This is a genomic window from Oleiphilus sp. HI0117 (genome assembly GCF_001635235.1).
This window is the reverse complement of the sequence record NZ_LWGA01000783.1, coordinates 1-12792: the sequence shown is the minus strand read 5'-3', so window position 1 is coordinate 12792 and position 12792 is coordinate 1. Positions and strand designations below refer to the sequence as shown.

General features: G+C 44.5%; 11 protein-coding genes. 6 read left to right on the top strand and 5 right to left on the bottom strand.

Annotated features, from left to right (window positions below):
- Window positions 1-329: 329 nt before the first annotated feature.
- Entirely contained in the window at window positions 330-1352 is a 1023-nt protein-coding gene (locus tag A3757_RS12755) for an AraC family transcriptional regulator (protein ID WP_068515881.1), read from the bottom strand.
- A 223-nt stretch (window positions 1353-1575) separates the two neighbouring features.
- Here A3757_RS12755 and A3757_RS12750 point away from each other — a divergent pair, with 223 nt between their 5' ends.
- The 3 genes from A3757_RS12750 to A3757_RS12740 are packed head-to-tail and all read left to right on the top strand — an operon-like array spanning window position 1576 to window position 4817.
- Window positions 1576-3138, top strand: a complete 1563-nt coding sequence (locus A3757_RS12750; protein ID WP_068515883.1) for an NAD(P)/FAD-dependent oxidoreductase — start codon at window positions 1576-1578, stop codon at window positions 3136-3138.
- A complete protein-coding gene (locus A3757_RS12745; RefSeq protein WP_068515885.1) occupies window positions 3135-3959 on the top strand; it encodes an alpha/beta hydrolase in 825 nt (274 codons plus the stop codon). Before A3757_RS12750 ends, A3757_RS12745 begins: the two co-directional genes overlap by 4 nt.
- Before the next feature lie 36 nt (window positions 3960-3995).
- Entirely contained in the window at window positions 3996-4817 is an 822-nt protein-coding gene (locus tag A3757_RS12740) for an SDR family oxidoreductase (protein ID WP_068515889.1), read from the top strand.
- Between the two features lie 106 nt (window positions 4818-4923).
- Here the strand turns inward: A3757_RS12740 and A3757_RS12735 are convergent, their stop codons facing one another.
- The 4 genes from A3757_RS12735 to A3757_RS12720 all read right to left on the bottom strand — a co-directional run bounded on the left by A3757_RS12735 (window position 4924) and on the right by A3757_RS12720 (window position 10116).
- The gene (locus A3757_RS12735) at window positions 4924-5103 is read right to left on the bottom strand and encodes a hypothetical protein (protein WP_068512752.1); all 180 of its coding nucleotides are present in this window, start codon (window positions 5101-5103) and stop codon (window positions 4924-4926) included.
- A 204-nt stretch (window positions 5104-5307) separates the two neighbouring features.
- On the bottom strand, window positions 5308-6387 hold the full coding sequence (locus A3757_RS12730; RefSeq protein WP_068515892.1) for an efflux RND transporter periplasmic adaptor subunit: 1080 nt from the start codon (window positions 6385-6387) through the stop codon (window positions 5308-5310).
- Window positions 6374-9790 carry an efflux RND transporter permease subunit gene (locus tag A3757_RS12725; protein WP_068553430.1) on the bottom strand — a complete coding sequence of 1139 codons (3417 nt, stop codon included), beginning with the start codon at window positions 9788-9790 and terminating at the stop codon, window positions 6374-6376. The genes A3757_RS12730 and A3757_RS12725 overlap by 14 nt, the downstream gene beginning before the upstream one ends.
- Window positions 9791-9810: 20 nt before the next feature.
- On the bottom strand, window positions 9811-10116 hold the full coding sequence (locus A3757_RS12720) for a helix-turn-helix transcriptional regulator (protein WP_197470031.1): 306 nt from the start codon (window positions 10114-10116) through the stop codon (window positions 9811-9813).
- A 125-nt stretch (window positions 10117-10241) separates the two neighbouring features.
- Here A3757_RS12720 and A3757_RS12715 point away from each other — a divergent pair, with 125 nt between their 5' ends.
- From A3757_RS12715 to A3757_RS12705, 3 genes are all read left to right on the top strand, one after another.
- Complete coding sequence (locus tag A3757_RS12715) at window positions 10242-10583, top strand: rhodanese-like domain-containing protein (RefSeq protein ID WP_068509654.1); 342 nt, start codon at window positions 10242-10244, stop codon at window positions 10581-10583.
- Between the two features lie 399 nt (window positions 10584-10982).
- A complete protein-coding gene (locus tag A3757_RS12710) occupies window positions 10983-12206 on the top strand; it encodes a YjgN family protein (RefSeq protein WP_068509657.1) in 1224 nt (407 codons plus the stop codon).
- A gap of 26 nt (window positions 12207-12232) precedes the next feature.
- Window positions 12233-12792, top strand: a 560-nt coding sequence (locus tag A3757_RS12705) for a hypothetical protein (RefSeq protein ID WP_197470030.1), incomplete at its 3' end; no start/stop codon positions are given.

The following is a 12792-nucleotide window of genomic DNA, read 5'->3' as shown; positions in this document are numbered from 1 at the left end:
TAGATTCTCGAAGCATTTGCTTCTGCTTATCCATATCGATATAAGCAAAAGCATTTTTTATTAAATTAGAGCTATTAAAAAAGTGTGTATAGAAAGAATCAAAAAAGTTGCTATCGTTACTCAGAATAAAATCGTAACTATCGTCAAAATGACTCCCGAGAGATTCAATCATCCCCATTACTTAAGCGCTCCAATGCAATTTTTATTCAGAAAGAAAATATTTTAGACTAAACATGCACATTGTTCTAAGTAATTATCGTTTTCACTCAGATGATATTCCAAGGCTGCAGATACGAGTAGTCTTATAGCCAGCCGGGATAAATTACTCGCTAAACTCTTCTAAGATAATCTTTAGGCGTACATCCAGTCCAACGTTTAAACGCTCTCAAAAAGCTAGCGGACTCAGCGTAACCTAACTGATCAGCCAATGCGGCCACTGACACTTTCCCTGCAGCCATCATCCCTAGACAGCGCTGTTTCTTATGCTCATCCAGGATACCTTGGTAACTCGTGTTGGCAGCGCTTAGTTTTCTGCGGAAGGTACGCTCACTCACAGAAAACATCTTTGCCACTTCAGGAACGCTTGGAAAGCGCCCTTCGTAGCCTTCAATGACTTGCTTGGTTTGTGAAACAATATCTTCATCTTGCGAATAGAACTTACGTAATAGCTCATAAGCTTGAACTCGATATAGCTGATGAGCGAGAGGGTTCCCGTGCTTCATCGCCACACTCAAAATGACGCGTGGAAGCCGAAACCAGTTATAGGGCTGATCGAAATGTAAATCAAAGTCGATATATTTCTGATACTCCGCCAAACACTTACCTTCAGGCTTAGGCCGAGCAGTACCTGCAGCAATTAGTATTTCGTTTGGTTTTTCAAGAAACTCCCTTACAAAGATATAGGTTCCCATAAGGTCTCTGTCGGCAATAAATGTCCTGAGTTTAGGTGAGGCCTCTGGTAAGGTATAACGTAGCTCTATCCAATCTTTATCAAAATGCAAAGTCATATGTGAAAAGAGCAGTGATAATGACTGAAATTGAGCGCCAACCTTCAAAGCCTGGTCAAAATTTGGTGCACTCATAAGCAACATTGCATAGGTACCGTATGAGGTAAATGTCACCTGACTGCCTACCTTGACACCAAGAATAGGGTCATTCAGTAAGTCTATTGCTTCTGACACGATATCCAGCTCCAAAGATTGCTCAATCACGGCGGCACCATTCATATTCTGCAAGGACATCCCCCTGCGCCGCAAAAGTTCTTCCGGGTCTGCCCCCAAGTCTTCAACCGCTTTAAACAGTGGAATCAAACCTAATATCGACTGCTTCTTTTTAGCACTGCCTACATACATAAACCCTACAGACCTTTCTTTGAATTAGGTGACCAAAGTAACAATTAACTAGCCTCAACTGTCATTATGGCCGTATTTATCAATTTTTGACAGGAAGCATCCTATATTATGTGACCAACAGTCACTAATCTGCATATACCCACTTTAGCTGATACGAATATTTCAGCAGAAAACTAATAAAAAAGAAGCACGATAACTTTCGCGGTAATTGCAGGAGATCATCATGAACAAAGACTATGAGCAACTCGACGTACTGATCGTTGGAGCTGGCATTTCTGGCATTGGCATGTGCTACAACCTAAAGAAAAAGCGCGCACATACCTCTTTTGCAGTGATTGAAGGTCGAAAAAACATTGGCGGCACTTGGGACTTATTCAAATACCCGGGTATTCGTTCAGACTCTGACATGTATACCTTTTCCTATTCTTTCAAACCCTGGACAGACCGTGAATATATTGGCACAGCTGACCGCATCAAGCATTATCTAGATGAACTGGTTTCTGATGAGAACCTGGACCAGTACATTCGTTTTCAACAGAAAGTCATATCAGCTGACTGGAACTCGGAACAAAACCGCTGGCTTGTCAGTATCGAGCGAGCAGATGGGTCGCAGTACCATATTGCTGCGAAATTCCTTACCTGTTGTTCAGGCTATTACAATTATGAAAAAGGTTACCTGCCAAATTTCGAAGGCTATGATGACTTCAAAGGAACCATTGCCCACCCTCAGCAATGGCCTGTTGATATGGACTACTCAGGTAAGCGCGTTATTGTCATAGGCAGTGGTGCGACGGCCGTCACCGTTGTACCCGCAATGGCAAAGAAAGCAGCTCATGTCACCATGGTTCAGCGCTCGCCAAGCTACGTCTACTCTCGCCCCGCTTCAGACATGTTATTTAGAATAATCTCTAAAATACTCCCGGCGGGCCTAACGAATAGAATCATGCGCGCCAAATACACTACCATGCAGCAAATGGTATTTATGTTATCCAAACGCTTTCCAAACTTTATTCGTAAGCTTGTCAGAGATATGAATAGGAAAGCACTGGCGGGAGCAGCTGACGTCGATACTCATTTCAAGCCCACCTACAATCCATGGGATCAGCGTATGGCCCTGGTACCTGATGCAGATTTATTCAATTCAGTTCGTTCCGGCAAAGCGAGTATCGTCACTGAGCATATAGCGCGCTTCACTGAGAAAGGAATATTGTTGAAGTCGGGCGACGAAATTGAAGCCGATATTATTGTTCCCGCCACAGGGCTCGATCTTCAGCTATGGGGAAAAATGAAACTGAGTGTCGATGGTCACGACGTCGATGCGCCTAAGCTAACCAACTATAAAGGCATGATGTTCAGCCAAATGCCAAACTTTGCTTGGGTCTTTGGATACACTAACTCTTCCTGGACGCTCAAAGCAGAGCTGACCTTTGATTATGTCTGCCGCCTATTGGAACACATGGAGCAAAATGGTTACCAAAGTGTCTACCCTTACCGTGAACCAAACGCCAAACAAAGCACCATTGTTGCACTGAAATCTGGCTACGTATTAAGAGCTCTCGACCGCTTGCCTGGCCAGGGAGAGTCCTTTCCATGGTGCAATAAGGACTTTTACTTCAAAGACATCTTTGCCATCAAACACAGCAAACTCGACGACGGTGTACTTCGTTTTGATGACAACACGCCTCTTGAAGCTTTTCATAAGGTAGAAAAAACTGAAACAAGTACGCCTTCCGTCGCCAAAGAAAAGACACAAACGACCGAAAAAGTTGAGGAGGTAGAAGTATGAAATCTCTACCTCCTGTTGTCTTGATCCACGGAATGTGGAGCACACCAGACATATTAGATGAACTGAAAGACGCCTTTGAACAACAAGGCTACCCTGTACTCGTTCCGAGACTTCCACTTCATTACCCTAAGAATAAGCTATGCGAGGACAAAAGGCGCTCTTTAGCTCGACTGGGTATCGAAGATTATGTCGCCTCTTTAAAGCAAGACATAAATAAATTCACGAGAGCCCATTCAAATCAATCACCGATATTAGTCGGCCACTCAATGGGCGGTTTACTCGCGCAGTTGCTTGCACAAGCGCTACCCTGCTCTCAGTTGATTTTAATTTCCTCAGCTGCGCCTGCGGGCATTAATGCTTCAAGTTGGTCGGTACTCAAAACCTTTGGACATAACTTGTTGAAATTTCCCTTATGGCGCTCGTATACCAATTTATTATTAAGAAATATTCAGTACGGTATCGCGAACACACAGAGCGCTGATATCCACAGGCAACTCACTCAAGCATCTACCTTTGAGTCAGGTCGAGTCACAACACAACTATCTATGTGGTTCTTATTTCGCAAGCCCCCCTCCAAGGTGGATTATCAATCTGTAAGCTGCCCGGTATTAGTGATTGGCGGCACCGAAGATAAAATCACACCGATAAAAATCCAACATAAGATCACCCGAAAATATGGCTCTTCAGCCAGCATAAAAGTTATCGAAGGAGCCTGTCACTATACCGTGGGAGGAAGCTTCTTCCCTCAAATAAGGGAGTCGATCTTTACCTGGCTGGATACAAAACTACCTAAACATAGTCAGGATGCACAAGCGGCGTAAACACCTAAATTAAAATAACAACTTAAGGGTCTTAACATGAAAAGCACTTGGACGAACAAAACAATTCTCATCACCGGCGCGGGCTCTGGTATTGGTCAGGCAATTGCTAAACTATTCGCGCAGCTGGGTGCAAATTTAGTGGTCACTGATATCAACCAAGCAGGTCTTAAAGAGACGAGTAAAGCCATCGGCTCATCAGCCATTATTTCCAAGCAGTCCGATGTCTGCTCAAAGGAGGACTGGCAAGCTCTCGCTAAAGATATTGAGCTTTCATCCGGGCATTTAGATGTACTCATTAATAATGCAGGCATGACGTCTTTTGGTTATTTTGAAGAAACTTCTGAGGCCCTATTTAACAAAGTAATGGATGTAAACCTAAATGGTGTCGTTATGGGTTGTCGAGAAATGATGCCATTACTTGAAAAGTCATCACGCGGCATGATCGTTAATGTCGCTTCAATATTCGGCTTGATCACCATGCCAATGGTAGCGCCCTACCATGCCTCTAAATTTGCCGTTCGCGGATTTACCGAAGCCTTACAACAAGACATGATTTATTCAGGTAAGAATATTGATGTTATTTGTGTGATGCCCGGCGGTATTCGATCCAACATTGCAAATTCTGCTGAAACTGAAGCAGCTAATTCCAATGAGCTTGCCAAACACTTTGAAACGGTGGCACGAACAAGCCCTGCAAAAGCGGCAGAAGTCATCGAAAAAGGCATGCGTAAGAAGACCTTCCGAGTATTAATTGGTGCCGATGCCAAGTTTGTCGATATTCTTTATAAGGTACTACCGACCAGCTACTATAAAGTATCTAACCAGCTTTTAGGCGTTAAACGGTTTTTACGTTCGTAGAACTAACAGAAATGGAAAAAAAGCGGGGATGGAGAGCTACCCCGCATAAAGGGGACTGGTAAACCAGCAAGGTAAAACAGGGACGTACTTTAACGAATTATGAACTTTAGGAAGCCTCGGACTTCATATGCTTACGTGCTGCAAATAAACCAACAAAGCCAGCCGAAAATAGCATCATGCTGCCGAACTCACTACTTGCATCCTGAGCGACACTAGCCGAAGCCTGTGCACTACAAGCAAAGACAAACAGTACAAGTATTGAGATAGAGTTTTTTATAGCTGACAATAGAATTCCTTCACATCAAAAAGATTGATAAACAAGCTTACTGCTTTGATTTAAGTGAAGACTAGCACGGAAGTTCTAACTCAACTGTCAACGAATGTTAAACGACAAGTTATTGAAATATAGTGTGATTTATTTGGCATTATTGCCAGCATAACTGTTCAATAAGCGAACAAAAGGTGCGAAAAATAGGGAGAAAGTCCCCCTTTAGCTCTGAACAGGTAAAACAAGGTCTCCGGCACGCAATCCCGAGACGACTTCGATCATCCCGTTTTCTTTCTGATCGCCAACTCTTATAAAGCGTCGAACAACTTGCTCGTTTTCCAAAACCCAAACAACGTTCAACTGACCAACATAAGCTATACGATCACTAGGCAATAGAATCTGTTGTTTCGTACCCACCGGCACACTTAATTGCGCATACATGCCAGGTAGCAAGCCTTCAGCCTCCAGACGGCTCTTAATCAAGAAGCTTCGAGATGCAGCATTACCTGCTGGCACCATTTCTTCTATTACTGAAGGCAGATTCTTATTCATCGAGGGAATCCTTACCTGCAAGGTGTCACCCAAACTGAGGCCGATCGCCAATTGTTCGCGCACATGCGCCTCGACTCGTAAAGTAGCTGGATTATATAAGGTAAGAAGCTGCATCCCTGGTTGGGCAGTATTACCGGGCTCTGCAAAGCGATCGATTATTAGACCATCAATAGGGGAATGCACCTGAGCATAACCCAGGGCCGTTTGCGCTTCTAACAAAGCCTGTTCTGCACTTTGCTTACCGGCTAACAAGCTATCGTAGTTTGCCTGAGTCTGCTCCAAAGCAGCGTTAGCAATCAAGCCTTTCTGACTCAAGTCCTCAGAACGCTTAAGATTATTCTTTGCTTCCAACAATCGTGCAGACACTGAAGACAAAGCCGCTTTTGCCTGAGACTCCCGTGATAGCAAATCTGCCTTTTCCAATTCAATCAGTAGCTGCCCTTGTTTAACCTGCTGCCCTGCTCGTACATGTACTTTCTCTATCTTGGCTAGAATACGTGATGAGATAAGTGAATTCTGTTTCGCTTCAATACCTGCTGGCACTGGCTCGAACACTTCCTTCTTCACCCGTTCGACCTCAATCGCTTGCCTTAGTAGCTCATCGAGTTTTACCAAACTTTGCTGCTCACTTTGCCCGGGCTTTACCTTGTTATTAAAGGCACCCGCCATCCAGGCAACCATAACGATAAGTAAAGCAATTGCCAGTACAGGTAAGCCCAGTTTTTTTAATACGGAGTCATTTGTTTGCATCTTCGTATCCTAATTTTGCGTGATCAGTTAATGAGTTATTTTCTGGCTTATCGAACACCAACAAGTAAACAATTGGTACCACCAGCAAGGTAAAGATGGTTGAGGCAATGATGCCGAAAATAATAGCCAGAGCCAGGCCACTAAAGACCGGGTCAAGGATAATCACCAGATTACCCAGCATGGTAGTGCCAGCAGTCAGTAGAACAGGCCTCATACGAACGGAGCCCGCCAGTATAAGCGCCTCTTTAAGCTCCACACCCCGGTCTCTGGCTTGAGTGATGAACTCTACGAGTATCAAAGAGTTGCGAACAACGATTCCAGCCAAAGCAATCATGCCGATCATCGCTGTGGCGGTAAATAATACGGGTTCAGGCGCTCCTGCAATCACTCGTTCGCCAAAAAGGTTCAGCGCTGCAAAACCAGGCATAATACCGATAATCGTCAAAGGAATAGCCGACATAATAATCAAGGAAAGACGGACAGATTGTGTCTGTATCTTCAGTACAAAGAAGATACCTGCCAAAGCAAACATAAATGCTAAACCCATATCTCTAAAGACATCTATGGTGATCTTCCACTCGCCTTCACCACCCCATTCGAGCTGGATATTTTCAGGTAGCGACCAAGTCTGTCCGGCTGACTCACCAGTGAATAGCGAAAGAAAGTTGCGAGACTGCCAATCACTAACATTCAGGTTTTCTTGTTTCGCTTCTGCCCCAAGCTGTAAATCGCCACTCACATCAGCAATCACTTCAGCAGGCGTTCTACCAGACAGCTCTGCCATCACATAAACGACCGGCTTTAGGTCTTTATGATGAATTGCACGATCCGAGACATGCTCTTCGAACGCACCTAATTCTCCCAAAGCAACGAGGGGCACCGGTGCACTGTCCAAGCCATAGCGGCTGCTCTGTTTGATCACCCCTGCTTGACCTCTTACCTGCAAACGCGCTAAATCTTCAATCGAGTTTTTATCTGCTTCCGCAAGCTCTAAATAAAGCGGAACGGGTGACGTTTCTCTTTCTTGCTGATAGAAACCCGCTGCCATGCCTTGATTAGCAATAACTAAAGCTTGATTGGCTTGAGCAGAAGAAATTCCAGATAAAGCTGCTGCTGTCTTATCCAGGGTATAGCGAAGCTTTTTCTGTTCAGCCTCGACAGTGGTATCAACCTCCACGACAAAAGGCTCTTTTTCCAGGCGCTCTTTTACACTCAATGCAGCAGCCTGTATATCCTCGTAGGGAGTCAGTTTGTCACCGTACAATTCAGCGACCAAGGTACTCAATACCGGGGGCCCTGGTGGCACTTCCACCACTCTAACCAATACACCTTCTTTATTAAAAGACTTAAGCAAGTCTCTTAAACGCAGCACCACGCCATGAGACTGATGCTCTCTTTCTGCTTTATCGAGTAAGGTCAGCCGCAAGTCTGCCTGATAAGGCATCGTGCGTTGATAGTAACGGCGAACCATACCATTAAAATCGATAGGCGAAGCCACCCCCACAAAGGCGGCTGAAGCGAGTACTTCGTTTACTTGCGTCACTTGTAAGGAGATCTGCTTAGCCAAACTCGCTGTCTGTTCCAAGGTCGCTGACTCTGGCATATCGATAATAATCTGCACTTCATTTTTATTATCAAAAGGCAGAAGTTTTAAGGGAACCCAGCGCATCATAGGTAACATGGCTGCAGCTAGGAATAAGATCAGCACAGCCCATAAGACCCATTTTGCTTTTCTCCGATCATTCAAAAAGGGAGAGAGAACACGTCGGAAAAAAGGGCTCCCGCTATCAGCACGACTGTCCTCACCCTGTTCAGCAACAATGGCCGAAGGTTTCAGAAGTTTACTCGCCAACCAAGGCGTCACTAAAAATGCCACCAGCGTACTGACGCCGACGCTCACTGGCACATTGAAAGCCATCGGCGCCATATAGGGCCCCATCATTCCGGTAATGAAGGCAAGCGGAATAAATGCCAGGACGATAGTGATGGTCGACATTATCAAAGGCACTTTGATTTCTGATATCGCTGCAACAATTTGAGAGGCCGTACCAGGGTCCTGGCTTCCATCTTTGCCACGCAGCTTCTTTTTCAAATATCGTTCAATGTTATCGACACCAGTAATCGGGTCATCGACAAGTAAACCTAGTGATAGAATCAAAGCAAATAAGGTCACACGGTTAATGGTATAACCAAAAGCCATATCCAAGGCCAAGGTCACCCCGTAACTAATGGGTACCGCAATACCAACAACTAAAGCAGGGCGCCAGCCAAGGAAAACCGCGATAAACACCACCACGGTAAAGACCGCAAAGGCCAAGCTACTCGTTAGGTTATCAACCTTCTCATTCGCCGTTGCACCGTAATCACGTAGCACTTCTATGCCGATACTTGTCGGCAATAAATCTGACTTTAGCGCTGCAATAAGCTTATGAACTTCCTGAGCCACACTGACTGCATTGCTTCCCGGCTGTTTGGCGACACTGATAACCGACATCGGTAAATCACTACGTGCGGCGATCGGGACCCCTTCAAATTCTGGATGTGTTTCAGCAAAATCCAACCAGGTATAAGTACTCGCATTGGCAGGGCCGTCAACAATTTCAGCTACATCCTGAAGCGTTACCGGAATCCCATCGACAACATTGACCACCGTCTGTTTTAGACTACTAAGGTCGCGGATAAAGTCGCCGCTTTCGAGTTGAATAGACTCATTGTCAACGAACCAGTTGCCGCTACTTTGAAGCAGATTGGACACCTGTAAAGCTTGCAAGACGTCTGCCGAAGTACTTTGACGCGCTGCCAAACTTTCGGGCTGTAAAAAAATCCTTATCGTTCGTTCTCGGCCCCCCGTTACCTTGACTTCACTGGTATCAGGAATTGCCTGTATATAAGTCGACAGCTCTTCCGCTACCCGCCTTAAGTCATAATCGCTAGCATCGCCTTTGGAATACAAAGCCAACATCATGATCGGCACATCATCCACTTCAACCGGGTTTACGCGCCAGTTTTGTACTGCCTGAGGGACTTTATGTTGATTGGAATGAAGTTTGTTATAGGTATTCAGAATTGCATCTTCACGATCTTCGCCAACATAAAATCGTAAAGTAACAGCCGCCTGACCGCTCATTGAGGTGGAATAAACATTCTCTACACCCGGGATTTGAGCCAGAAGTTTTTCCAGCGGTGTTGTCACCTGCCGTTCTACCTGCTTAGAAGACATACCTGGCGAACTGACTAACACATCGACCATCGGTACAACAATTTGAGGCTCTTCTTCACGTGGAGTGTAGTTCAGCGCGACCATGCCCAATAAAAGCGAGACAATAAGAATCGCTGAAGGTAAGCCACCCGCTAAACTGTAGGCGAGCAAACGTTCGATAAAAGATTTATCTGCTGAAGTCATGCAATTACCCTAAGGTTTAATTAATTCGGCTGGCAAAATACGTTATACAAGTTCTGAATTATCGACTCTACACGAGGGTCGTTTAGCCGGTAATAGATGGTCTGCGACTCCCTGCGCGTTGCCACAAACTCTACTGCTCTAAGCTTTGCCAAGTGTTGCGACAAGGCCGATTGAGAAAGAGGCACCCGCTTATTTAATTCGCCAACTGATAGCTCCCCTTCACTCAAAACACACAAAATCATTAAGCGCTTGCTGTTTGCCAGGTTTTTTAAGAAAGCCTCTGCTTCTGCCGAGCGCGAAGACATTTCATCCAGACTAATATCCATCACCTACACCTTAAATTACGTCTTATGCATGTCACGATAAATATGAATACTAATTAAAAATTGCTAATTTAGCAACTTCTAATATATCATACCTCCCATCACTGTAAATGTTTGAGGTAATAAATATGTTGAGATCGATACCGGACTTAATTCAAGAAATCAGACCTAAAGTACGCTGTGTAACATCATCAAGCGCCAAGCTGGAAATGAGCAATAATGGTGGTATTTTGATTGACGTAAGAGAACCCATGGAAGTGGCACAAAACCCGACACCGAACGCCCTCAACATTCCACGTGGTGTCTTGGAAATGAAGGTATCAGAACTCCACCCACATGAAGAAACACCGCTCTATATCCACTGCGCAACCGGTGCACGCGCCACTTTATCTGCAGAGCAGCTGATGAGAATCGGCTATAAGCATGTATCGGTGATCACTTGTGATATTGAGACGATATGTCAGAGCTAGAATAATTAGAAAGTAGAATGGCACTTACTTAAACTGAATTTCACTTTTTTACAGTGGAAGCCTAGAGAAACATTACTCCTCTGTGCAGCAAAGCGCTCTGTGTCCTCTGTGGTTAAGGGCCTTAGTCTTGAAGATCAAAAACCCAAAAACGAATCCACCACAGAGGACACAGAGCGGCCGATGGCCTGTACGGAGATAATCAAAAAAGGGTTCTTAAATGAATGGCTCCTATTTAATCTGAATTGCACCCTATAGATAATCATTTGTTTAGATGGAACATATGCTTAAGTAAGTGCCGTTCGGTCTAGAGTAAATTTACTCTGACCGCAGCCTCTCCTTCTAATTATGTTAGACTGCCGCTAGTTTTTAAGCGCATCAAATTGAAGGAACTCCCATTAAATGGACTTAGAAGTAAAACCCTATACTGAACAGCCTTTTAGATTCAGCGGCAAAGCACTCGAATTCTTTGGCATTTGGATCGTCAATATAGCTCTCACCATCGTTACGCTGGGCATTTATTCGGCCTGGGCGAAAGTTAGAACACACCGCTATTTTTATGGCAATACTCAGCTTGACGACAGCGCCTTTCAATATTTGGCAAAGCCTGAACAGATTCTAAAAGGGCGAATTTTTGCATCCATATTATTCGGCATTTATTACGCAATAAATTCCTATAATGGCGTTTGGGGTTTGTATGCCGCTGCAGCAGTGACAGTTTTAGTGCCTGCAATCATTGTTCTTTCTATGTCGTTCAGGCTCCGCCACACAGCTTATCGTGGTATTACCTTCCGCTTTGAACGAAACTTCAAGCAAGCTTATTTATTTTATGGCCTACCGGTATTTTTGTTCCTGGCTCTGCTTGTTAGCTCAATATATTTTTCTGTGCCCAGTGAGGTATGGGAATACTCGGAAGTCCCGATTTCTGAGGAGATGCCAGCTGATGAAACGACAGAGATACCTGCCGTAGGAGAAGAAGCAAAAATAGATATTGAGGAAGAGTTTAATATGCCTTGGGGGCTTGCTGCTTTGTTCCCATTGTTTATCTTGGGCTTTCCCTTCTGGCAATACTTAAAAGCTATTTTCCTTGTAAATAACGCTCGCTATGGCACCTCACCATTCAGCTATGGCGCTGGCGCAAAAAGCTTCTATCTTATGTATTTAAAGGCCTCCGGTGTTTTTATCTTAGCGATATCTATTGTACTTTGGACTTTATCCCAGCTAGACCTTATGAATTTTACAAGTGAAGAAACAGCACCGTCTTTTTCAAACCTCATTTTAATTCAGCTGGTATTCTTTACTGTTTATTTATGGATCTTTGCCTACCTTCAAACCAAGCGCCAAAACTTGATATTCAATCATACCCAGATCGAAGAGATGACTTTCTCAAGTACATTGAGCGTTAGCTATATGTTGTATCTATACCTCAGCAATACGATTGCCATTATCTGCTCACTAGGCTTACTCATCCCCTGGTCGATGATCCGTACTGCGCGCTACCGCGCAAGCCAACTAACACTGCTGACAAATCAATCTCTCGATAATTTCGTCGCGGATCAACAAAATCAATTGACCGCAATGGGTGAAGAGTTTGGTGAAGTCTTTGATATCGAAGTGGGAATTTAAATGCTGACGAAGCCTGGTTGCTAACAATGGAGATTTCCGGCTATTTGTACCTAGGGCAAAGCTCATCACGGCTTCCCGCTAAGCTACATTATCAGGAAGGCGGTCAGCTCTGCTTTTTTCCAGAAAGTGAATTTGTCACTGAGTCATCCAATGAACCCTTAAAAAAGGTCGCCATTAAAGATGTCGACATCTCATCACGCATTGGCAATACCCCGCGCTTCATTAGTTTTGGCGATCAATGTCAATTTGAATGTGCTGATAATTTAGCAATCGATGAACTGATTAAAACCGCCCAGCAGGATGGCTACCTCAAAACTAAAACATATTCCGGGCTCGCTCACCGCTTGGAAAGTAAGCTTCAGTTTGTTGCGTTAACCTTAGTTTTGGTAGCGGTCGCTAGCTGGGGTTTTATCGCTTATGGCATTCCTTTTTTCAGCGAAGAATTGGCCCACGCACTGCCCGCTGAAGTATCAACAAAAATTGGTCACGGAGGCTTAGAAATCCTAGATAAGAGCGTGTTTCAAAGCAGTGAATTAGCTGAAGAAGAGCGCGACTCCTTAAGGCAGGCCTTTAATCGCATCGCCGA

Coding starts and splice junctions, on each gene's coding strand:
- A3757_RS12755 (WP_068515881.1), bottom strand. CDS start 1,352: ATGTATGTAGGCAGTGCTAAAAAGAAGCAGTCGATATTAGGTTTGATT.
- A3757_RS12750 (WP_068515883.1), top strand. CDS start 1,576: ATGAACAAAGACTATGAGCAACTCGACGTACTGATCGTTGGAGCTGGC.
- A3757_RS12745 (WP_068515885.1), top strand. CDS start 3,135: ATGAAATCTCTACCTCCTGTTGTCTTGATCCACGGAATGTGGAGCACA.
- A3757_RS12740 (WP_068515889.1), top strand. CDS start 3,996: ATGAAAAGCACTTGGACGAACAAAACAATTCTCATCACCGGCGCGGGC.
- A3757_RS12730 (WP_068515892.1), bottom strand. CDS start 6,387: ATGCAAACAAATGACTCCGTATTAAAAAAACTGGGCTTACCTGTACTG.
- A3757_RS12725 (WP_068553430.1), bottom strand. CDS start 9,790: ATGACTTCAGCAGATAAATCTTTTATCGAACGTTTGCTCGCCTACAGT.
- A3757_RS12720 (WP_197470031.1), bottom strand. CDS start 10,116: ATGGATATTAGTCTGGATGAAATGTCTTCGCGCTCGGCAGAAGCAGAG.
- A3757_RS12715 (WP_068509654.1), top strand. CDS start 10,242: ATGTTGAGATCGATACCGGACTTAATTCAAGAAATCAGACCTAAAGTA.
- A3757_RS12710 (WP_068509657.1), top strand. CDS start 10,983: ATGGACTTAGAAGTAAAACCCTATACTGAACAGCCTTTTAGATTCAGC.